The sequence below is a fragment of the Cyclobacterium lianum genome, from assembly GCF_900143075.1.
In the GTDB taxonomy this organism is placed as follows: Bacteria; Bacteroidota; Bacteroidia; order Cytophagales; family Cyclobacteriaceae; genus Cyclobacterium; species Cyclobacterium lianum.
In genome coordinates, this window is record NZ_FRCY01000001.1 from 287,544 (window position 1) to 309,965 (window position 22,422).

At 45.1% G+C, this 22,422-nt stretch carries 21 protein-coding genes; 11 read left to right on the forward strand and 10 right to left on the reverse strand.

The window, feature by feature from the left end; all coding sequences use genetic code 11:
- Nucleotides 1–59: 59 nt before the first annotated feature.
- The 4 genes from BUB19_RS01130 to BUB19_RS01145 all read left to right on the forward strand — a co-directional run bounded on the left by BUB19_RS01130 (nucleotide 60) and on the right by BUB19_RS01145 (nucleotide 3,001).
- A complete protein-coding gene (locus tag BUB19_RS01130; RefSeq protein ID WP_084096881.1) occupies nucleotides 60–674 on the forward strand; it encodes a DinB family protein in 615 nt (204 codons plus the stop codon).
- A gap of 69 nt (nucleotides 675–743) precedes the next feature.
- Nucleotides 744–1,244 carry a rhodanese-like domain-containing protein gene (locus BUB19_RS01135; protein WP_073090421.1) on the forward strand — a complete coding sequence of 167 codons (501 nt, stop codon included), beginning with the start codon at nucleotides 744–746 and terminating at the stop codon, nucleotides 1,242–1,244.
- 37 nt (nucleotides 1,245–1,281) lie between these two features.
- Complete coding sequence (locus tag BUB19_RS01140) at nucleotides 1,282–2,028, forward strand: DUF547 domain-containing protein (RefSeq protein WP_073090424.1); 747 nt, start codon at nucleotides 1,282–1,284, stop codon at nucleotides 2,026–2,028.
- Nucleotides 2,029–2,245: 217 nt separating this feature from the next.
- Complete coding sequence (locus BUB19_RS01145; RefSeq protein WP_073090427.1) at nucleotides 2,246–3,001, forward strand: SDR family NAD(P)-dependent oxidoreductase; 756 nt, start codon at nucleotides 2,246–2,248, stop codon at nucleotides 2,999–3,001.
- Here BUB19_RS01145 and BUB19_RS01150 read toward each other — a convergent pair.
- From BUB19_RS01150 to BUB19_RS01180, 7 genes are all read right to left on the reverse strand, one after another.
- Entirely contained in the window at nucleotides 2,995–3,774 is a 780-nt protein-coding gene (locus BUB19_RS01150) for an alpha/beta fold hydrolase (protein ID WP_073090430.1), read from the reverse strand. The two genes, BUB19_RS01145 and BUB19_RS01150, sit on opposite strands and share 7 nt — an antisense overlap.
- On the reverse strand, nucleotides 3,767–4,921 hold the full coding sequence (locus BUB19_RS01155; protein ID WP_073091442.1) for a cellulase family glycosylhydrolase: 1,155 nt from the start codon (nucleotides 4,919–4,921) through the stop codon (nucleotides 3,767–3,769). The genes BUB19_RS01150 and BUB19_RS01155 overlap by 8 nt, the downstream gene beginning before the upstream one ends.
- Before the next feature lie 692 nt (nucleotides 4,922–5,613).
- On the reverse strand, nucleotides 5,614–7,026 hold the full coding sequence (locus BUB19_RS24625) for a S8 family serine peptidase (protein ID WP_073090433.1): 1,413 nt from the start codon (nucleotides 7,024–7,026) through the stop codon (nucleotides 5,614–5,616).
- Nucleotides 7,011–8,066, reverse strand: coding sequence for a S8 family serine peptidase (locus BUB19_RS24630; protein WP_073090436.1), 1,056 nt, complete (start codon nucleotides 8,064–8,066; stop codon nucleotides 7,011–7,013). Before BUB19_RS24630 ends, BUB19_RS24625 begins: the two co-directional genes overlap by 16 nt.
- Complete coding sequence (locus BUB19_RS01170) at nucleotides 8,056–8,526, reverse strand: hypothetical protein (RefSeq protein ID WP_073090439.1); 471 nt, start codon at nucleotides 8,524–8,526, stop codon at nucleotides 8,056–8,058. The genes BUB19_RS24630 and BUB19_RS01170 overlap by 11 nt, the downstream gene beginning before the upstream one ends.
- Before the next feature lie 509 nt (nucleotides 8,527–9,035).
- A complete protein-coding gene (locus tag BUB19_RS01175; RefSeq protein WP_143155877.1) occupies nucleotides 9,036–11,357 on the reverse strand; it encodes a T9SS type A sorting domain-containing protein in 2,322 nt (773 codons plus the stop codon).
- Between the two features lie 41 nt (nucleotides 11,358–11,398).
- Complete coding sequence (locus BUB19_RS01180) at nucleotides 11,399–11,896, reverse strand: META domain-containing protein (protein ID WP_073090447.1); 498 nt, start codon at nucleotides 11,894–11,896, stop codon at nucleotides 11,399–11,401.
- 330 nt (nucleotides 11,897–12,226) lie between these two features.
- On the opposite strand from BUB19_RS01180, the gene BUB19_RS01185 reads away from it, so the two are divergent.
- The 3 genes from BUB19_RS01185 to BUB19_RS01200 all read left to right on the forward strand — a co-directional run bounded on the left by BUB19_RS01185 (nucleotide 12,227) and on the right by BUB19_RS01200 (nucleotide 13,961).
- Complete coding sequence (locus BUB19_RS01185) at nucleotides 12,227–12,595, forward strand: type II toxin-antitoxin system RelE/ParE family toxin (protein ID WP_073090450.1); 369 nt, start codon at nucleotides 12,227–12,229, stop codon at nucleotides 12,593–12,595.
- Nucleotides 12,592–12,882: a helix-turn-helix domain-containing protein gene (locus BUB19_RS01190; RefSeq protein WP_073090453.1), complete on the forward strand. Its 291-nt coding sequence runs from the start codon at nucleotides 12,592–12,594 to the stop codon at nucleotides 12,880–12,882. The genes BUB19_RS01185 and BUB19_RS01190 overlap by 4 nt, the downstream gene beginning before the upstream one ends.
- A 479-nt stretch (nucleotides 12,883–13,361) precedes the next feature.
- The gene (locus tag BUB19_RS01200) at nucleotides 13,362–13,961 is read left to right on the forward strand and encodes a Uma2 family endonuclease (protein ID WP_084096883.1); all 600 of its coding nucleotides are present in this window, start codon (nucleotides 13,362–13,364) and stop codon (nucleotides 13,959–13,961) included.
- 407 nt (nucleotides 13,962–14,368) lie between these two features.
- Here the strand turns inward: BUB19_RS01200 and dxs are convergent, their stop codons facing one another.
- On the reverse strand, nucleotides 14,369–16,291 hold the full coding sequence (gene dxs, locus BUB19_RS01205) for a 1-deoxy-D-xylulose-5-phosphate synthase (protein WP_073090462.1): 1,923 nt from the start codon (nucleotides 16,289–16,291) through the stop codon (nucleotides 14,369–14,371).
- A gap of 182 nt (nucleotides 16,292–16,473) precedes the next feature.
- Here dxs and BUB19_RS01210 point away from each other — a divergent pair, with 182 nt between their 5' ends.
- Nucleotides 16,474–17,229, forward strand: a complete 756-nt coding sequence (locus tag BUB19_RS01210; protein ID WP_073090465.1) for a segregation and condensation protein A — start codon at nucleotides 16,474–16,476, stop codon at nucleotides 17,227–17,229.
- Nucleotides 17,226–18,290 (forward strand): lysylphosphatidylglycerol synthase transmembrane domain-containing protein, encoded by a 1,065-nt coding sequence (locus tag BUB19_RS01215; RefSeq protein ID WP_073090468.1) that lies wholly within the window; start codon nucleotides 17,226–17,228, stop codon nucleotides 18,288–18,290. The genes BUB19_RS01210 and BUB19_RS01215 overlap by 4 nt, the downstream gene beginning before the upstream one ends.
- Before the next feature lie 14 nt (nucleotides 18,291–18,304).
- On the opposite strand, the gene BUB19_RS01220 is transcribed toward BUB19_RS01215, so the two are convergent.
- Together BUB19_RS01220 and BUB19_RS01225 are read right to left on the reverse strand one after the other, a co-directional pair.
- Nucleotides 18,305–19,678 (reverse strand): glycoside hydrolase family 140 protein, encoded by a 1,374-nt coding sequence (locus tag BUB19_RS01220; protein ID WP_073091445.1) that lies wholly within the window; start codon nucleotides 19,676–19,678, stop codon nucleotides 18,305–18,307.
- 145 nt (nucleotides 19,679–19,823) lie between these two features.
- On the reverse strand, nucleotides 19,824–20,246 hold the full coding sequence (locus BUB19_RS01225; protein ID WP_073090471.1) for a nucleoside-diphosphate kinase: 423 nt from the start codon (nucleotides 20,244–20,246) through the stop codon (nucleotides 19,824–19,826).
- 179 nt (nucleotides 20,247–20,425) lie between these two features.
- Here BUB19_RS01225 and BUB19_RS01230 point away from each other — a divergent pair, with 179 nt between their 5' ends.
- Both BUB19_RS01230 and BUB19_RS01235 read left to right on the forward strand, forming a co-directional pair.
- A complete protein-coding gene (locus tag BUB19_RS01230; RefSeq protein WP_073091448.1) occupies nucleotides 20,426–21,475 on the forward strand; it encodes a DHH family phosphoesterase in 1,050 nt (349 codons plus the stop codon).
- Nucleotides 21,459–22,385, forward strand: a complete 927-nt coding sequence (locus tag BUB19_RS01235) for an FKBP-type peptidyl-prolyl cis-trans isomerase (protein ID WP_073090474.1) — start codon at nucleotides 21,459–21,461, stop codon at nucleotides 22,383–22,385. Before BUB19_RS01230 ends, BUB19_RS01235 begins: the two co-directional genes overlap by 17 nt.
- Nucleotides 22,386–22,422: the final 37 nt, after the last annotated feature.

Genomic DNA, 22,422 nt, shown 5'->3' on the forward strand with positions numbered 1-22,422 from the left:
TGGGACCGAGCCCGGTTTTTAGGTACAAGCCGGGCTTATTCTTGAATCTGATTTCGAGGATGTTGTCGTCTTCTAAATGTGAGGTAAACAGTCCGCTACAATTGTTTTTTAATCGAAACTTCAGCTTATTGCAATTGAAAAATGCAGACAATCAAATGGTGTTTCGACAAATCGCACTCCTTTTATTTATGATGGCTGGAACGAATCTACATGCGCAGGAGTATTTTGAAAAACAGTATGCCGGAGTCTGGCAAAGAAGTTTAAGCTATTCCAAAGCCGTGGCAGAAGCCATGCCAGCAGAAAGATATCGATACAAGCCTACGGAAGAGGCCATGTCTTTTCAGCGCCAGTGGCTTCATATCGCAGACAATATCAGCATGCTCACCGCACGCATTACGGGTGATCGTAAAGCGTTTTATAACCAGGAAGACGCGTCCGGCTTTGCGAAAGCAGAGGTGCTGAATATTCTGGATAGCGCCAATAACTATGTGCTGGATTTGATCCGAAACGCCTCAGCTTCTCAGCTAAATGAGACGATTGAATTCGGAGGCGTTTCCATGACTAAGGAAAACATTTTTTATCTGCTGCGCGACCACCAGGCACATCACAGGGCCCAATGTTTGGTATACCTTCGGATGAATGGTGTAAAAGCTCCTGACTACGTGGGCTGGTAATAAGGACACTGCCGGCAACATTTCGGGTATGCTACGAAATTATTGCCGTTAATAATTTGTTATGAACCCATGCGCAAGGTTTTCCGAAGACTCTTCCTGCTACTTGTTTTGGCTATTCTGGCTGGGCCTGTGTTCAGTCAAAGCCTGCCGTTTAAAACCTTGCTAAAAACCACCTATGACAAGGATTTTCCATTGGTCTATCCCGATCAGAAAGACTTGCTGGATGAGGCAGTGATCCTGGATACCCGTGAATGGGAGGAATATTCTGTAAGCCACCTGAAACCGGCCCGCTGGGTCGGGTACGAGACCTTCTCGATGGAATCTGTTGCGGATATCCCAAGGGAAGAATCGATTGTGGTCTACTGTTCCATTGGTGCCCGAAGTCAGGAAATTGGAAAAAGATTGAAAGCAGCCGGGTACCAAAATGTATACAACCTATATGGTGGTATTTTTCACTGGGTCAACGAGGAGAATCCGGTCTTTACACCTGACAGCATCCAGACCGAGCAGGTACATACCTACAATAAAATGTGGGGCATCTGGTTAGAGAAGGGGAAAAAGGTGTATTGAACCTTTGCGTTTAACTCTTACCCGTTATTCTGATATTATGAAATCCATCATTCTTGTGTTGTTTTTGTTCAACCTCTCCTGTGGCCATTCCGAGTTAGGAGCAGCGAATACCGAGCCGCCCTCTCATGCACTGTTTGATGCCCTGCTGCAGCAACATGTAGGAGACGAAGGGAGGGTGGATTACAAAGGATTTATCCGGGATAAGGAAATATTAGAAAAATACCTGCAACGGCTTTCTCAAAACCCGCCGGATAGGAATACCTGGACGAAGGAAGAACAACTAGCCTATTGGATCAATGCTTACAATGCCTTTACCATCAAGTTGATCATAGATCACTACCCGGTAGAAAGCATCCGGGATATTGGACCCAGGATTGAAATTCCGCTGGTAAATACCGTCTGGCACCTGGAGTTTTTTGAAATAGGCGGAAAGGCAGCCAGCCTGGATGAAATCGAGCATCAAATTCTGAGGAAAGAGTTTGAAGAACCCCGGATTCACTTTGCCATCAATTGTGCTTCGGTATCCTGCCCCAAACTTAACAACAGTGCCTTTACGGCCGATAGGCTGGACGAGCAGTTGGAAATGGCGACCAGAGCCTTCATCAATGATCCCATCCTGAATGAAACGGACAAGAACAAGGTGTCCAGTATTTTTTCTTGGTTTAAGGAGGATTTTACCAGAAATGGCAGTTTGATAGCATTTATCAACCGCTACGCTGATAGTCCCCTGGACCCCAATGCCAAAATCAGTTTTAAGGATTATGACTGGGGTTTGAATGAATAAGATCCCTGACCTTTGGGGTTTCCCGAGCCCCGAAGGTCTTAACCGGAGCGGGGACCCAAAAAATCATCGAGGTCCCAAAGACCTCAACGGTATTAGATTTATACGTATAAAATCCAATTAAATACAAATATTGATACGAATCAATATTTTTGTTGTAGGTTAAAACCTTTGTTGCTACTTCTCTATTTTAGCCAAAGGAAAAACTAAAAGAACAAATATGAAAACGGGGTTTAAAGACAGGGTCGCCGTGATTACCGGCGCAGCAGATGGAATAGGTAAAGCAATAGCCAGAAGGCTTGCTGACCAGGGCGCCAGGGTAGTCCTGTGGGACATCAAGACCGATCAATTAATAACGCTGGAAAAGGATTGGAAGCGCAGTGGCCTAAAAGTGAAGGTCGCTCAGGTAGATATTTCGGACGAAACTGCTGTAGAAAGGGCCTTCCGTGAAACGGTGGAGGAATTGGGCCAATTGGATATTCTGGTCAATTCAGCAGGTATTGTTGGTCCTACCCAGACCAAAATAACCGACTACCCTACCGACGCTTTCGATGAAATCTACAGGGTCAACCTGCGTGGCTCTTTTTTGACCTGCAAATATGCTTTGAAGTGGATGGAAAAGGGAGGCTATGGCCGCATACTGCTGATCGCGTCCATTGCCGGCAAGGAAGGCAATCCCAATATGGTGGGCTATTCTTCCACCAAGGCAGGGGTGATTGGATTGGTAAAGGGCCTTGGAAAGGAATATGCTACTTCCGGAATTACCGTAAACGGTCTTGCTCCGGCCGTCATCCGCACGCCCATGAACGAGGACACAGCACCGGAACAGTTGGCTTACATGGCTTCCAAAATTCCCATGCAGCGCCTGGGTACCGTTGAAGAAGCCGCATCGATCGCAACCTGGATCGTCTCTGAGGAAGCAAGTTTTAACACCGGCTTTATTTTTGACCTCTCCGGAGGACGGGCCACTTATTGATCTTTGGGCGATGAGGATTTCATAAACTGCCTGATAATGGCCTGGCAGTCTGCCTGCTTTTCAAACATGCCCATATGCCCACAATCCGGCAACCGGTGAAAAGCGGTAACCGCCTGCTGGTGTTTCAGACTGGCTTCCAGGGGCACAGCAGGATCCTCCTCCCCACAGATCATGAGTTTATCGCCTTTATACTGTGTCAGTGTAGCCATATGGTTGGCCCGGTTTTTCATGGCCAGGGTATAGCCGATCAGGCTTTCCTTGCTGTTTTGGCTGCCCCGGCGGATCAAAGTTTCTATCACTGCCTGACAGGTTTCCCGGTTTTTCGCTGCAAACAAGGGGGCCACAAAGGATTGAATAAAAGTAGGTGCTCCATGTTTTTCGATAAACTCAGCGGTCTTATCTCTGTTTACTCTTTTTTCCGGACTATCTGCAAAGGCAGTGGAATGGAATAAACCCAGGGCCGCCGGCTTAGCTGTTGTATTTGCAGCCATCTCCAGGGCTATATAGCCTCCCAGCGAATGCCCAATCAGGCTGGCATTTTCGATTCCCTGTAAGCGGAGCCAATTTGCCAAAACGAGAGCTACCTCATTTAAGGCATATCCCTTTTTGAGTGCGGGACTTTCCCCAAAACCTGGTAAATCGGGGCACCAGATTTCACAGTCATGGCTTATTTCAGGAACGAATTCCTGCCACATTTCTTTGGTTTCACCAAAACCCGGCAACAATACCAGTGGCTGTCCTTTTCCGGTTTTCCAAAAGGCGATGTCAGGCATATTTCATCAAAAGGTCTAAAAGTTTTCGGTCCAGTTTTTCACCGTACCAATCTTCATAGTCCACATCCTCCCTGCCGGAGTTTAATACCCCAAAAGTACCTGAAAACTCCCAGAGACCAAAACCAATGCCATGGGCATGCTGTATGTCCAGGATGTCTTCAAACCAGGATAAAAAAACAGGGTGCGGCGTTTTGTTGTAACAGCCCAATTCCCCGCAATGTACGCCTACACCTTTTTGCATCAACGATATCCAGGGCGCATAGTGTTTTTCCAAATCCTCCCGGCTGTAGTATTTTTCATTGTGCATGCCGGGCCAAACCGGCTCTTTCAGGCTGTCGGGATCCTTATATACCCAGGAGGCCTTGTGATGGGAAATGTGCATGGGGAAATAACCCCGGCAACTCTGGTGCAGGTCCAGGTCCGCCAGTTCGGGCACGGCCATACCACCGCCACCGTTTCCATCGGCAATGACGAGTCGGCTTTTTTTGACGGATTTGATGGTATCCAGGGCTGCTTTAGCTACTTTCCGGTATTCTTCTACCGGTACCGGCCCTCCCGGAGAGTGCTGATCATTGGGATTTTGCCTTTTAAAGGGTTCATTTACCAAGTCAAAACTTAGCTTTTTGGAAGAGATATTTTTGTAGCGTTTTGCCCACATTTCCCAATGGGCGCAAAAAGCATCCAGTGCTTCGGCGTCTTCCCAGAGGTTATAGGGTTCCTGAAAGCCGGCATTGATGCAGAAGCCCGGTGCCCGGTGTAGGTTAAGGCTGACATGCAGCTTTTGCTGGTGGCACTTATCGATCAGCGTATCAATTTCCTCCAGCCTTCGTTCGTCAAATTGCAGGACCTCTTCGGGAGTGATGGGCTTGCTGCGGTCAAAATCCAGGTAACTGGGATAGGATATGGGAATGCGGACAAAGTCAAAACCCCAGTCGGCCATCCATTTGAAATAGTTGTCTTTGCTTTTGCGTCCCTTATCCGGATCCGGATTAAAAAAATCCAGCAAATTAAAGCCCCGCCAACGGGGTAATTTATTTTGAGCCATCGTTGAAGCAGGGCTGCTTTGGGGCATGGATAATCCTAAGCCTACCGTTAGCAGGCTGGACTTTTTGAGAAAATCTCGTCTGGAATTGAATTGGAACGACATGGGCTTGACAGGTTTTTTGGTTTGTATCTGGCATTGAATTGCTAAGAGCCAAAATAAAAAAATAAATGCCAAAAAACCAGTGATCCTTTTTAATGGACACCCAATTTTCATGAATCTTCAGCATGCAAAAGATTTACCACATAGCACATAGGAGGACACATAGTTTATTGCGGCAAAACCGGGAATTTGCTGTGGGGTCATAATTCTTATGAAATCCCTCTATGTGAACTATGCAACTATGTGGTTAAAAAAATTCTGTAGAAATTCAGAGAATATATTTTCATGAATTTCCAAAATAGCTGCCTGAAAAGAACGGGAGATCCGCTCCGCGGAATTTGCAATTCCGTGGTTCAGATAAAGGGGATTTGCAATCCCCAAAACTGTCTCTGGAAGTTTGCAGCTACATCCCAGGTATCCGATGAGTTACACTATCGAGGCATTTGTAATGCCAGAAGCCATAGATCAATCATATATAAAATCCCTCTTTAAAAAGCATACGAGAAGCCATTACAAATGGCTTTTTGCCAGTTCTTATCTGTTCATGACACCGAAAATAGCAGGGTGATTGACATACTTCACCCTGTACTGAGCTATCGTGGGTTTTAAATTCGCCTTATCGGTCGAGCAGCGTCGGGCTTCGACAGGCTCAGCCTTACAGGGCATGGTTTGATGCGACTTGTTTACCTTGCGTTTTACTCCACCCTTAGCTGCCGGGTGACGGTGCCATTGCGATGGTCCAGGTGGACGACATAGACGCCGGGCCGGAGGTGGCTGATGTCCAGCTCATAGCTGCTGTCCGAAGGAGGGTCTTCCACACAGATCCTTTCCGCCCCCGTCAGGTCAAACACACGGATGCGCTGGGGAGGGCTGTCGAAGCTGTACTCCTGGTATTCCCTTGTGTCCTTGTTTTCCGACTGAAGAATGACTTTTGCGGATTCATCCAACGGCATTTCGGTAAGTGCTATGCGGACCCTGCCGTTGGCGGGGTTGGGATTGAGGCTCATGGAATAGTACGTACAGCCGTACACATTGAAATAGACGTTCTGAAAAGCGCCCTGGCCGCAAGAATTGACGGCACGCACCCTTACTGTATACATGTTTGGTGTCGTAAAAAGGCAGGCAAGCACCTCATTTCTGGTACCTGATGTGAAATAACTGACTCCGGCAGGCTGCTGCCAGATAAAATTGGTAATATCAGCATCTTTATTACCCGCAGGATTGCTGTTATAGGGGTCGTAGAATGCGTTGATATAGGTGTATTCGTTCAGGCAGATGGGGTAGTAGTTTGCATCCACCTGCATGCTAGTATTGGGTACGCCCACCCAGATCTCCCTGCTCACCTCGTATTCCCCACAGTCCGTATCCACTGTGTAGGTAAGGGTGGCTGCACCACTGACAGATGTACCTGCCGCGCGTAAGGTGGCGGTAGTACCCGTACCCGTTCTTCCTGTGGAGGGAAAGAGGTAGGTAGGCGATACCGCCCAGGTCACCGTCTGCCCTGCCGGTACATTTTGAAGGGTGAAGTTGGTATTTGTGGTGCAGATGCGGTCGGGGCCGGTTACGTCAGATTTCATTTTAAACGACTCGATTAATGCCATGCAAGCATCAACTCTTCCAAATCCCATTTGATTATTCCAGCTTAAGTTGGGATCATGTCCTTGGCCAGGTGTGTAAATATACCCACCCACTTTTTGCGCCGATCTTCTTAAAATATCCGCAACTTCTAAGTAGGTGAAGTCATTGTCCATGGAAAGAATTAAGGAAATTATTCCGGAAACCTGAGACGTTGCTATTGATGTACCATTGAAAATAGTATAGTTGTCGGCTGGTATATTTTGGTTAGTGTTATAAGCAAGTGTGGGTACACTTGTAGCGGGTGCTACTATATCCAATCCGTTCCCGTAATTTGAAAAAGAAGACCGCTGGTCATTCCTATCAGTTCCTCCAACTGCAATTGTTTTAGGGTACGCAGCAGGATATTGAAGGTCATTTGTGTTGTCATTTCCGATTGCAGCTACCACTATAGCCCCATTATTGGATCGGCCATACGAAGTAGCGTTGTCAATAGCTTCTTCAATTTCTGCATAATCTATATAAAACCCCATGAACAATTAATAATTGATGCTCCATTTTGCCATGCGAAATCTATAGCATCAGCCCATTTTTTTCTGATTGATGGGCTAGAAACATTGGAGTTCCAAATGGACATAAGGGGCGAATTTGGACTTGTCCCAGCTATTCCTATTGAATTATGGTTTGCCCCAATTATCCCTCCAACATTCATCCCATGTTGCAAGCAACAATATGCAGGAGATTGTCCCAAATCAGCATCATAGCTTATTGGACTAATATTTGTGAGATCGGGATGATTGGATTGTAGGCCCAAGTCAAGTATTGCTACGACTATATTGCTCGAACCCTTGGTAATACCCCAAGCTCCAGTAATATTTACATCGGCATTTGGTGTTCCTCCAGCCTGTCCGGTGTTCAAAAAATTCCATTGGGTAGAAAAGAGGGGATCTGACGGTGGTGGAGAAAGCTCTAGAATCTGAGGTTCTTCCATAATATCCGGAATAGCATATTGGAACAATTTGGTTTCATAAAATGTATTCGCCATTTGCAATGCATTCCCCAATGAACCAATATCACAGGATAATGTATACCACAAGGGCCTGAATGTGTGGTTGCCAACAATCTTCACCTTATTTGCTTTGGCAATTGAATCCAATATGGGGAAATCGTTGTTAGATTTTAGTTTCACTGTAAATAAATGTGAAATACCCAGCTCAATATTTGCAGCGGTTGTAAAAAACGGCATTACATAAAGATCTTTTGATATTTCTGTTATATCAACCGAAGATAAATCGGAAGAAACGACCGCATAAGAATATTGAACGTCCCGGTTAATAGGGTTTATTGCTCCGAAACTATTTTCATTTTCAAACTGTAATTTTTCTCTTGACGAATATCCCAATTGAGTAAGTCTGTTTTCCTCTACTTTCCCTTCAAATTTTAAATAATATTTTTCGGCATTTTCATTCAATGTAATTTTCTTGTCTCCTGAATAAAAGAAGGTATCTTGGGAGAAAACAAAATTTGACAGGCAGTTTGCTAGAATTAAATAAAATAAAATTTTAATTTTCATAAATTTGGACGTTAATTTCATTTTGAGAAAAATCATTAGGAATAACTCCGAAACAATAAATAACACCTATACCTTGAAAGTCAGAAAGATTAATATTTATTTCATAAACAAGTTTCGTGTCATTTTCAAAATACAAACCCTGATTCCTTAAGTCGGGATATTGCATGGATTCAATCCTAGTAACCAAAAGGAAAGATTCACTAAAATCTATCTCAGGAAGCTCAACAGAGCAGGAAGTCAGCACATCAAAACCTTTTTTGTCTGTGATCCGGAGATATTGCTTATTCAAAAAATTCATTTCAAAATTCTCCCTCAAACAATTGCTTGAATACATCCAATACGTATCGACAGGTATTTCAATTTTAGGAGTTTCCTCTTCCCGATCAACACAGGAATGAAATAGAAAAACCATGCCTACCAAAACCATCCATCTATTTTTAAAAACTACTACTTTCTTCATTATAATCAAATTTTAATTGCTACCTCATCCGGTTAAAAAAAGAAAGGATTAAAAACACTACTAAATATATAGGTATTATTTTTAATTTCCTAATCCTTTCGTCTTTTTCTTTAAAGACGAAAAAGGACTGCAAAACGCTACAGGGATAAGATGGCTTGGGACCAAAGCTGTTATTCATTTACGGCAATGGCGTGTTCAGTACGAAGATAAATAAACCACATAGCACACATAGCGCACATAGTTTGTTGCGGCCAAAGCAGAATTTGCTGAGGGGTTCTAATTCTAAGGGAATCCCTCTAGTCCTAATTCTGAAGGAAGCCCCCTATGTGAACTATGTACCTATGTGGTTAAAAAAAGATTCTATAGAGATTCAGGGAATATGTTTTCATGAATTTCCAAAACAGGTCTTGCTAAAATAGCTGCCTGAAAAGAACCGGAGACCTATCCTGTCCTGATACAAAAAAATCCCCGACAAGCTGTCGGGGATCAGATTTGTTCTTTCTGGCGTTTTACTCTACCCTTAGCTGCCGGGTGACGGTGCCATTGCGGTGGTCCAGGTGGACGACATAGACACCGGGCTGGAGGTGGCTGATGTCTAGTTCATAGCTGCTGTCTGAAGGAGGTTCTTCCACACAGATCCTTTCCGCCCCCGTCAGGTCAAAGACCCGGATGCGCTGGGGAGGGCTGTCGAAACTGTACTCCTGGTATTCCCTGCTGGTTTTGTTTTCCGACTGAAGAATGGCTTTTGCGGATTCATCCAAAGGCATTTCGGTAAGTGCTATGCGTACCCTGCCGTTGGCGGGGTTGGGATTGAGGCTCATGGTATAGTACGAACAGCCATACACATTTAGATATACGTTCTGAAAAGCGCCCTGACCACAAGAATTGACGGCACGCACCCTTACGGTATACATATTCGGTGTTGTAAACCAGCAAGCCAGCACCTCATTTCTGGTACCTGCGGTAAAACAACTGACACCAGCGGGCTGCTGCCAGATAAAGTTGGTAATGTCAGCATCCTTATTGCCTTCAGGATTGGTATTATAGGGATCATAGAAGGCGTTGATATAGGTGTATTCGTTCAGACAGATGGGGTAGTAGTTTGCATCCACCTGCATGCTAGTATTGGGTACGCCCACCCAGATCTCCCTGCTCACCTCGTATTCCCCACAGTCCGTATCCACTGTGTAGGTAAGGGTGGCTGCACCACTGACAGATGTACCTGCCGCGCGTAAGGTGGCGGTAGTACCCGTACCCGTTCTTCCTGTGGAGGGAAAGAGGTAGGTAGGCGATACCGCCCAGGTCACCGTCTGCCCTGCCGGTACATTTTGAAGGGTGAAGTTGGTATTTGTGGTGCAGATGCGGTCGGGGCCGATTATCCTTGTGCCATCCTTCCCATCAAGAATTAACGGAGCAGTTCCTCCTCCTGGGTTCAGCCAATGATCAAGTCTACGTTCTTCCTCAGCAGCTTCATCTCCTGTCCAGGAAACACTGAATTTGCCGTAATTCCCTATGTCCTGACCTGGGTTTGAACAATCAGGATTTGGACAATGAGGCCCCGATCCGAATAATTGCCCAATTACCCTTCTTTCACTATTTATTAGGGGAGACCCCGATGATCCACCCTCGGTGACGGAGTGGCCATTTGGAGTGGGAATCCAGTTTATTCTCCAAAAATTTATATCGAGATAATCTATTTCATCCATACAATTAGAATTAGTTGGAGTAAGAGTATATGTCGCAATTTTTTTTGCGTCACCGCTTGGATGATGAATACCTACCCCACCGATTCCTGGATTTCCAGATCTGTCCCAACCTAAGTAATAAGGTGTCACGCCATTCTTATCTGCGGGGTCTTCAGTTAACTCCAATAAGGCGAAATCAGTGGCCCCATTGTTAGCGACAACCGTAGCTCCTGAAGTAGCCAATAAGGGTGGTGACCCGGTATTTGGACAACCAGGTCTTTCATAATGCCAGTAAAAAGACCAATGGTTTAAAGCAGGGTTTGTAATAGCATCATGTTTGATATTATTATTAGCCCATCCCCCTAAACAATGGTCGGCAGTCAATAAAAGAGGCCGGTCATCAGAACAAGTTGTATTTATCAATGAACCTGTGCAGTATCTGTTCCCATTTACCAATATCATAGCCACAGCGTTCTTTTCTTGTTGCCAGTTGGTGCCTTCATTACAATTCACGTTGACTTGACAATTACCCGATGAACCCAGGCTTTTCGAAGATTCACCTTGCAGGTCAATATAGCGGTAACCGTGTATCACACTGGCAATCGAAATAACACCAATCTCCCTTGCTTCCTTTGGTAAATAATACTCCAGTATTATCTTCTCCCCATAAAGTAAACCTGTTGCGAAGCCTTGGGGTTTATCTATCGAACCCTTATTGTTCCTTGATGTAAACGCACCTATCATATGTGTTTGGTCATCTGTATAAAGAAAAAATTTTGCACCTTCAGGCAACCAAAACTGGTCATAGAGCAAGTTTATAGAGAGTGCATCAGGACAAAAGATGCTCAATTGCCATATTTTATCACCATTAGGAAGACTTGTCCAAACCCCCGAGTTTGTTAGGTTGAAATCAGCTTTGTGGGGGTAGCCAAACCTTGGTGGTATGCCCTCTTGTTCATCTTTTTCGTCCTCCTCGCGGATCCGCTCCATATCCAGGCTAGGCATGGTCTTTAGATCGATCTTCTGGTCTTTAAATGTCTCTTCAGACAAATTAAAGCTAACGGGAGACTCATCGGTGCTGATCTGTGCGATGGCTGAAAAGCAAGAAAGACAAATGAACAACAAAGTAAATATTCTTTTCATCATTGTTGGGTTTTACTGATTGTTTTGTTAATTAAAACTACCACTTATTGGGGTTGGAAAAGCATGGATTTTTCGGAATCATAGTAGAGTGTCAACCCTTTTGGTGATAGAGCGAACGAAAAAACATCGTTCAAGGAAGCTATATAATAGCCACCATCAAATAGCTCATTAAGCTCGGTAGTATTGGTAAATGTTAGAATTTCCAAGAGACCATCACTGCCCAAAAGATACCGACCATAGGCCGAGTTAGTAGATGTCCGTCCACTTATTTCACCATTGCCATTAAATTTTAGCAAATAGGTGCTTTCCCCATCAGGTTCTGGTAGTTTCACCCTATTCCGCCCTTCATCCACAAACCCGATAAGTTTCCATGTGGTGCCTATCAAGGGAAGAGATGTATAGTCAGGGTTATCAGGAATTTGGCTTAAGCGGATCTCGCCCTCCGGTAATTCCTCATCCTGGCATCCGCCGAGAACCGGTATAAGAAAAACCATGCCTACCAAAACCATCCATCTACTTTTAGAAACTACTACTTTCTTCATTAGAATCAAGTTTTAATTGCTACTCCATCCGGTTAAAAAAAGAAAGGATTAAAAACACTACTAAACATATAGGTTTTATTTTTAATTTCCTAATCCTTTCGTCTTTTCCTCTTAAGACGAAAAAAGACTGCAAAACGCTACAGGGATAAGATGGCCTGGGACCAAATGAGTTGTTTGGGAGTTGCAATGCCGAACCTGGATAAACAGGGTTGGTAACCCTTTCGGGAACACAATAGATTTGATAGTTTTAGCACTTTGAGGAGGTACATTCACGAATAAACAACTTTCTGAAACTTTGAAAATAGTAACCTTTAAGTTACATTTACGTTCATGGATAAAGTAAGGGAAGTCATAGCCTACCAAGACCATTTTGAGAACTTTCTAAAAAAGCAGACAGTTAAAGTTCAAAACAAAATTTACAAGGTTATTGAGGCTATTGAGACCTTGGAAAGAGTACCCAAAACCTACCTGCAACCTATCAAGACCAAGAAGGGGTTGTTTGAAGCCCGTATTCAGTTGGGATCAAACATTTGGAGAGTGTTTTGTTTTTTTGATGAAGGTCAGCTTGTTATTTTGTTAAATGGCTTTCAAAAAAAGTCACAAAAGACACCACCAAAGGAAATTGAAAAGGCGAGTAAGTTGATGGACCAATACTTTGCCGAAAAAGAATCAGAAGAAAAGAAAAGAACGAAGCCATGAATACAAAAAGCTGGAATAACATAAAAGATGATGTGTATGGAATGAAAGGCACATCAGGAAGAGACGAACTTGAAAGAGATTTTGAATCATTTAAGATCGGCGTATTATTAAAGAAAGCCAGAGAGGACAGGAATTTGACTCAGGAGCAACTGGCAGAATTAGTAGACAAGAAGAGAACCTACATTTCAAGAGTCGAAAATAACGGAAGCAACCTGACACTTAAAACACTCTTCGACATAGTTGAAAAAGGATTGGGAGGAAAAGTCAAAATTTCCATTGAAGTTTGAAAAAAATCAGGTCTATATCATCACCTTGAATCCATTTAGGGGGAGCGTTAAAAATTTTATTTTGTTAATCCAACAATATTCGATCAGGCCAGGAAAAGTAGGCTCCGGAAGGACCCGCCGTCTCCAAGCTGAATTCCGAAACCGATCGGTTTCCCCGTTTCCGATCACCATATTCCGTACCTAAAGGCACGGAAGAGGATTCATTATGTTATTTATAGCCACCTTTGGTCCCTACGGGACCGGATGATAACACCTGAAGTACACATTGGGATTATCTTACGTTTCTATTTCCCTTCAAATTGCTTTTCAGGCTGAACGGAGCCCAGGTTTGCTGCGCAGTGACCTGTCGTAGTAAAGGGAACGACGGAACCGGCAGTACTTTAAACATTTGCGATCGCATTCAATATACCGATTTTGGACCCTGGTGGATTTGCCCAAATCTTATTATCTTTAGTAACCATTTTCGGTTTGTGCAAAATATGGAAAAGCCCCAAGATAAAGTGAACGAGCCGTTTTCCGCCTATGGACGCTATTCCTATGCGGATTACCTTTCCTGGCAGCTGGAGGAGATGGTGGAGCTGATCCGCGGAAAAGTATTCCGGCAGGCGGCTGCTCCCCGTAGAATCCACCAGGGGCTTACGGTAGCCCTGGTAACGAGAATTCACGGATTTTTAAAAGGAGGAAGCTGTAAGGTGTATACGGCCCCCTTTGATGTGCGCCTTCCGGTTGCTTCCAGAAAGCATACGGACATCGATACCGTGGTACAGCCGGACCTCTGTGTGGTATGCGATCCGGATAAGCTGGATGATTTAGGCTGCCTGGGTGCTCCGGACCTGATCGTGGAGATTCTCTCTCCGGGAAACAATAAGAAAGAGCTGCAATTGAAATATGATGTGTACGAAGCCTCTGGTGTGAAGGAATACTGGGTCATTCATCCCGACGAACGTACCCTGCTGATCTATACCCTGGAAGACAGAAAATACCACCCTTCCCGGTTATTCACACTGGGAGACCAGGTAGAGTCTCAAGTTCTTTCGGGTTTTGTCCTGGATCTGGATGAGGTGTTTGGGGAGGTGTAGACGCAGGTCCTCAGCATTGCTACTTTGATCATGTGAACGTTTGATGATAGGATGGCACTACCGGCAGGCAGCCGTGCACCTTCAGTGTTCTTGGAACCTCTAATTTTTTGTCACACCTGTCTGCCGCATGTAGAGAGGACTCAAAGAACCACAAAGGACCCAGAGGATTTTTTGATACTACCTCGTGTTCTTCGTGCAACCTTTGTGCGCTTTGTGACTCCCAATTTGTTCGTTTATCCTCTATTCGCCCGGATGTCATTCCATCCACAGGCGAGGTCCAATGAGTTGCAAAAACACATCGTCATCCAAATTGCCGCGTTAAAAAAGTTAATTCTCGCAGAGACGGTACGTACCTTTATTAGTAAGCATGAACTTCAAATTTCCGGTAAGCCCTACCTGGCCTTTAACTACTTCAACTTTTCCGAAATGGTCGTTCCGAGCATTTCTTTTGCAGCGGCCACAATCCCCTCCGGATCGAATCCACACTCCCGGTGCAGTTCCAGTTGTTCGCCGTGTTCGATTACCTCGTCTGGGATTCCCAGTCTTTTTACCTTAGACTGGTAGTCGTGATCTACCATCCATTCCAGGACGGCACTGCCAAACCCTCCCATCAGACAGCCGTCTTCGATGGTAATCACCTTGTCAAATTTGCTGAAAACCTCATGAAGCATGGCCTCGTCCAAAGGCTTTACAAATCGCATGTCGTAATGCGCCATGTCGATGCCTTTATTCTGGAGTATTGCTGCCGCTTCCACTGCATAGTTCCCCACATGACCAATGCTCAAAATGGCCAGGTCTTTTCCTTCCTTTACGATTCTGCCTTGCCCGGTTGGTATTTTCCGCAGGGCTTGCTTCCAGTCAGGCATCACGCCCTGGCCCCTTGGATACCGGATGGAATAGGGGCCGTTGTGCTCCGAGGCCGAAAACATGAGGTTTCGTAGCTCCTCTTCGTTCATGGGTGCACTGACCACCAGATTGGGCAGACACCTGAAAAAAGCCAAATCGTAGGCACCGTGGTGGGTGGGGCCATCGGCTCCGGCAAAACCTGCACGATCCAGACAGAAAACCACCGGAAGATCCTGCAGGCAGACGTCATGGATCACCTGATCGTAAGCTCGTTGCATGAACGTGCTGTAAATATTGCAAAAGGGAGTCAGCCCCTGCGTTGCCAGTCCGGCCGAAAATGTCACGGCATGCTGCTCAGCAATGCCCACATCATAGGATCTTTCCGGAAAAGCTTTCATCATGATATTCATGGACGAACCGGAAGGCATGGCTGGAGTAACACCAACTATTTTGTCGTTTTTCTCAGCCAGCTCTACCAGCGTATGGCCGAAAACATCCTGGTATTTGGGGGGCTGAGGGGTAGTATGAATTTTTTTAGCAATTTCACCGGTAATTTTATCAAATTTTCCAGGAGCATGCCATTTGGTCTGGTCTTTTTCTGCCGGGGCAAACCCCTTGCCCTTTACGGTGATGCAATGCAGGATTTTTGGTCCGGGTATATGCTTCAGGTCATAGAGAATTTCAACCAGGTGATTGACATCATGGCCGTCAACAGGTCCGAAGTACCGCAGGTTTAAAGACTCGAACAAGTTGCTTTGCTTCAGCAGGGCAGACTTAATGGCTCCTTCTACTTTGGAAACTACATCCTGCGCACTGAATCCAAACTTGCTGATTTTGCCCAAAAGGCTCCACACCTCGTCCTTTACTTTATTATAGGTATGGGAGGTGGTAATATCGGTTAGATAATCCTTTAACGCACCTACATTGGGATCAATGGACATGCAATTGTCATTGAGGATAATCAACAGGTTGGTATCTGAAACCCCGGCATGGTTCATGGCTTCAAAAGCCATACCGCCGGTCATGGCCCCATCACCGATCACGGCCACATGTTGTCTCTGGGTTTCGCCTTTGTATTTGGATGCCATGGCCATGCCCAATGCAGCAGAAATGGAGGTGCTTGAATGTCCTACTCCGAATGCATCGTAAGGGCTTTCTTTTCTTTTGGGAAAACCCGATAAACCTTTGTAAAGTCTGTTGGTATAAAATTGCTCCCTGCGACCGGTAAGGATTTTGTGCCCATAGGCCTGATGCCCTACATCCCATACCAGCTGGTCATCAGGGGTATTGAGTACATAATGCAAAGCTACGGTCAATTCCACTACTCCCAGTCCAGCACCGAAGTGTCCACCATAGATGGAAACATGGTCGATGATGAATTGCCTCAATTCATCACAGATCTGAACCAATTGGTCTTTATGGAAGTTTTTTAGGTCGTCCGGATATTGGATTTCCCTGAGTAATTTTCCAGGTTCTATTTGCATATGCAGCGTTTCTTTGTAAAAATTAACAACCCCTGAGTCTGTATAATGTTTAATAATACCAATAATTATTCAAGAGGCCATGGTTTTGGGGAAATTATTCGGATGCCTATTGATTTAAAAAGATATGTAATATCTTTGAACGCAACAGGAAATGCAAAAATAACAAAAAATAATCGTATCCAGTGAGTTTTGAAATCAAATTACCCTTATTCGAAGGACCATTTGACCTGATGCTTTTCTTTATAGAAAGGGATGAGCTGGACATCTACGATATACCTATTTCCAAAATCACCAATGACTTCCTGGATTATATCCATCAGTTGGAAAAGATGGAGATCGAAATAGCCAGTGAATTCATTCTTTTTGCGGCTACTTTAATGAAGATCAAATCCAAAATGCTGCTGCCAAGACCGGAGCTAAACGAAGATGGTGAAGAGATAGATCCAAGAGAGGAACTCATCAGGCACCTTTTGGAATACAAGAAATACAAATCCGTGATCGCTGAGCTTGGGCAGATGGAGGCAGACCGGATGGCCAAATTTACCCGTGGCAATGTGCTGGATGAGCTTCGGCAGATTTCCAAAGTTGATAACGTAGATGCGGAGTTACAGGACCTGGACCTGTACAGTCTCCTGAAGGTGTACCAAAAAGTAATGACCAAATATGCCCACAGAAGTGACGATACCAAACACACCGTCATTCAATACCCTTATACCATAGAACAGCAGAAATCCTTTATTTTAGACCAGCTCAACGAAAAGCCGAGGATTCCTTTTTCGGATTTCATCGTTTACAACCCAAACAAGATTTTTGTCATTTATACCTTTTTAGCCATCTTAGAATTGCTTCAGCTTGCCCTGGTGACCATAAAAATTGGTGAAGGTTTCAATAATTTCTGGGTTGAGAAGCTAGCATCCATACCAGTAGAAAGCACATGAAAATAGACAATAGGGAAGTTTTTAAAACCTTAAATCCCAATAAGGTTTGGGTTCCTGTATTGATCGGGATTGCAATTGTATTGCTGATGTTTTACATGGACCCTACCGTAAACGTTCAGACGCTGAGAGGGGTTTTTGATGCTTCGGCCTGGTCGCTTTTGCTGGCTGTACTGTTTATTTTCCTGAGAGACGCTGGCTATGTGTTCAGGATAAGGGAAGTGACGGACAAGCACCTTACCTGGGGCAGGGCCATTTTCGTGATTGTTTTGTGGGAATTCGCCTCTGCCGTTACCCCCTCTATTGTAGGTGGTACGGCCGTGGCTGTGTTTATTCTGAATAAGGAAGGGATACCTCTTGGGAAGGCACTGGCTTTTACCATGTTAACCGCCATTCTGGACAACCTCTTTTTTGTACTTGGAGCACCAATAATCTTGTTCTTTGCCAAAGGTTTTATTTTTCCCGACAGCCGGGTTTTGGAAATGCGGCTCGGAAATAGCCTGGAGTACCTTTTTTGGGTATCCTACTCCCTTTACACCCTGTATTCTACACTTATGGCCCTGGCATTGTTTTACCGGCCACGGGTATTCAAATGGTTGTTGTTGAAGCTTTTTTCGATCAGATGGCTGAAAAAGTGGAAATACCAGGCCAATACCTACGGAGACCAAATCATCCAGGCCAGCAAAGAATTCAGGGGAAAGAATCTGAAATACTGGCTGGTGATCATTGGCGCAACTGTTTTCATCTGGTGTTCCAGGTATTTTATGCTGAATGCGCTAATATCCGCTTATGCCGGTATAAGTTTCTTCGAACACGTGGTCATTTTTGCGCGGCAGATCATCATGTGGATTGTGATGATGATCAGCCCTACCCCGGGGAGTAGTGGCACGGCTGAATTCTTCTTTGCACAGTTTTTCAATGAGTTCCTTACCGGATACACCTTTGTGACCAGTATATTGTGGCGTATGTTTTCCTATTACCCTTACCTGTTATTGGGAGCCATCTTTCTGCCGCGTTGGATCCGGCAGGTTTTTTTCAGGAAGAAGGACCGGCCTGCCAGCTGAGGTATTTTGAATTTCTAAATGGCATCCAGAATCAGCACCCAGTCATGTCCTATCCTCCCTGAGCTTGGTGGTACAAATGTACTCTGCGGGCTCCGGTTTGCATATCCCGCCTCGATCTGGTTTCCGGTTCTGGGGTCATACCAGCTGACCTTAAGCATTTTTGAGGATAGTGGGCTGCTGTCGATTTTCGTGCGCTTTCCGGTGGGAAAGTATACCATAGCGTAGCTCCCCTCACTGTCTCTGGTCGCGACCACGAAATCTATACCATCCTCCTGCTCCCCCATCACCATTTCCGGTGCCGGTATTCTGCTCAGAAAGGGGCGGCTCAGCATCAGGTTTTTGAGGTGTTGCATTTGATGCGCCATGGGTAGATCCAGGGCCAGCTTCCAGGGCCTGAGGGGACCATTGATTCCTTCCCTTTCCGGCGTATACATTTGCCAAACGGCATGGCATCCATAGCTTTGACCAAAGGCTCCCGCAAAGACATTCCAATACATGATCCTGCGGATATCTTCCTGCGAGCTGTAACCGAGCGCTTTGGCATTGAAGCAATTTGGGTGATCTTCATACAATGGCTCTCCATCCAGAGTGGGTTTCGTCGGGCTGAGCTGGTAGTCGTGGCTTATTTTCCTGTAAGTGGCCTGATTGGCGCAGTGCCCGGTCTGGTGCATGTTAAAGTCCAGCCATTCATCCTGATGAAACCAGTTGCTGGACCCGCCTGGGCCAGTGGGCTGGGGATGGAAAGTCATCAAGGCATTATCATGTCCACCGGTTCCTTCGACGATTCCCGCGGCCAGGGCCCTCCAAATGGCTACATCGGGGGTACCTTCCCTGGGATTACGGTCACCACCTATGACCCAGATGATATTTGACTGGTCTTTGTAGCGGTTGCCTATCCAGAAGCCAAATGATTTGGCATTTTCCTCTGTGAAGACTTCTGGTCCTTTCCCCCAGGTATTGGTAAACACCTTATCGCCCCAGGTGGGGAGCAGTGCCACGTAAATACCTGCTGATGCGGCCATTTCCACTACCTTATCCACGTGGGAAAAATAGGCCGGGTTAGGCTTTTTGGGGTCCATTCCGAGCAGCGGCGTTTCACCGTAGGGATTTGGCGTCTGAAGCCCATCAATCTCTGCAAGTGCTACTGCCTGTACTACGTTAAATCCCTGTGAGGCACGCTTGTTGAGATAGTAAGCTGCCTCCTCCAGGTCACAGCGATGGAAAAGTTCCCATGCAGTATCTGCAGTCCAGAAAAATGGCTCACCATCTTCTGTTACGAGAAACCGTTGGTTTTCGGCCACCTTGAGGCGGGGAAGTTGGGCCTGTGCCGCTGAAAATGAAAAGAGACCAAGAGAAATCACAGAAAATAAAAGCGCTTTCAGTATCATACACCTGAGGATCTGGTAGGCAGGCAAATTAAGAAAAATCAAAAAACCAGACATCATGCCGTTGACGGTATCAGGAATAAATGTTAAAAAATCATAAAAGATTCCCTCCACATTTACCGGAAAAGGAAAGTGGAGGGAATAAGCATCAGCCCAGAAGCTCAAAGGCGTTAAAGAAAAAATTTCCTTCTATAGCTGCATTTTCATCGGAGTCCGAGCCATGAACGGCATTGGCTTCGATTGAAGTAGCGTACAATTTTCTGATCGTTCCTTCGGCAGCATTCTCCGGATTGGTGGCGCCGATCAGTTCCCTGAAATCTGCCACTGCATTGTCTTTTTCCAGTATAGCGGCGATGATGGGTCCGGAGGACATGTATTGGCACAAATCGGAATAAAAGGGTCTTTCCTGATGCACCTTATAAAATTCACCGGCCAGTTCTTTGCTGAGACGGGTGGCTTTGAGGGCGATGATTTTGAAGCCGGATGCCTCAATCATCTTGATTATTGCACCTGCGTTTCCTGCCTGGAAGGCGTCAGGCTTGATCATGGTAAATGTTCGGTTGGTAGCCATAAATTGATAAGCATGTTTGTTGAGCCCACAAAATTAACCCTTTTCCACGAAACACCGAAGCTTATGGGGCATTTCTGGACAATATGCCTGGAGCAGAGAAAATTGTCATTGGGAATTTCAGAAAATTATACAGAACTTTGTCGTCCGTGTTTTTTAAATACGGTATTCAATCAATACTCATGCAGGAATTAGATCTATTTAAAGAACAGATTTCATCAGCTTCATCTAAAAAGATCATCATCACCACCCATCATAAACCTGACGCAGACGCTCTGGGCTCATCTCTGGCCCTCGCAGGGTACCTGAAAAAAAAGAATCACCAGGTCACTGTGGTGAGTCCCTCAGACTATCCTTCGTTTTTGCATTGGATGGAGGGCAATGATGAAGTGGTGAATTTTGAAGATCCTGAGAAGGAAAAGGAAGCCAGAAACCTGATCGCTCAGGCAGAGATGATCTTCTGTCTGGATTTCTCCAATCTGGGACGGTTGCAGGGAATGGAGCAGGTGGTAAGGGATGCTAAAGCCTACAAAGTCAATATTGACCACCACCAGGATCCGGAAGATTTTGCAGATTTCAGTTTTTGTAGTCCCAAAGCTGCAGCTACCTGCGAGCTTTTATACGATCTGATCGTAAAAGTTGGGGACCGGGAGCTGATCGATAAAGATATTGCCGAATGTCTTTATTCGGGCATCATGACCGATACGGGTGGTTTCCGGCATCCCAATACCACCAAGAATGTTCACCTGGTCACAGCAGAATTGATCGAATTGGGCGCAGACAATTCAAAGATCGCCCGGCTGATCTACGATACCTATTCTGTAAACAGGTTGAAGTTTTTGGGTTTTGCCCTTACAAGAAGGCTGACCATCTTGCCGGAGCTGAATACCGCCTATTTTGGAGTTAGCAAAAAAGACCTGAGAAAATACCAATCCCAAACCGGAGATACCGAGGGTTTGGTCAATTACGCACTCTCCCTTGATGGCATAAAAATCGCTGCCCTCTTTACAGAAAGGAAAGATGGGGTTAAGATATCTTTTCGCTCTTCAGAAGATGTGGCCGTCAATAAATTTGCGGCAACCTTCTTCAATGGAGGCGGCCATAAGAATGCCTCCGGAGGAATTTCTAAACTCTCTCTGGAAGAGACCATTAACAGGTTTGAAAAATTAGTAAAAGAAAACAAACATATCCTATTTAATCAATTAGAATTAATCGATGAAAAAAATCAATAATTTAGTTTTGGGAGTTCTTTTGGCGGGTTCCGCCTTACTTTATTCCTGTGAAAAGACCCAGACGACTTCGGATGGTATAGAATACAAGTATATCAAACAAGGTGACGATGAAACCAAGGACGGCGAATTTGTCGTCTATCACTTTACTGCAAAGACCGGTAGTGATTCGCTTTTTATTTCCAGCTACGATCAGCCGGTACCACCCTATCTGCAGCACCTGGACTCTGCCGAAGCCAAAACAGGGATAGATGAGATATTTCTCAATCTAAACAATGGGGATAGCATCGTCATCACTTCCACCGCTGAGAAAATATTTACACCGGAAGGGGTGCCTCCTTTTCTCGACAATGAAGAAACGGTGACCATCAGCATAGGGGTGCTCAATGTGTTGGAAGAGGAAGTATTCGAAGATTATTTCAATGACCTTGTTGCAGAACAGCAGAAAAAACAAGAAGAACAAGCCGGTGTTCAGTTGGATGAGGACGTACAAACCATAGCATCGTATATTGAGGAAAATAATCTGGATGCAAGCAAGACAGCATCGGGTCTTTATTACGTCATAGAAGAAGAAGGGTCCGGTCCTCAGGTGGAGCAGGGAGACAAAATTTCCGTTAATTATACCGGCTATGTTCTGGACGGAACCGTATTTGATACCAGCATTGAGAGCAAAGCACGGGAATCCAATACCTATAATGAGAACAGACCATACGAACCGTTCACCTTTGATGTGGGACAGGGAATGGTGATTCCGGGCTGGGATGAGGGTCTTCAGCTGTTGAAAGAGGGGGCAAAAGCCAAGTTTTTGATTCCTTCACCATTGGCCTATGGACCCAGTCAGCGTGGAGCTGTCATTGTTCCTAATTCTATATTGATTTTCGATGTAGAAGTGACCGATGTAGAAAAGCAATAGTCCGGCAGACGGATTGTTGATCTGTAAATAAACGAAC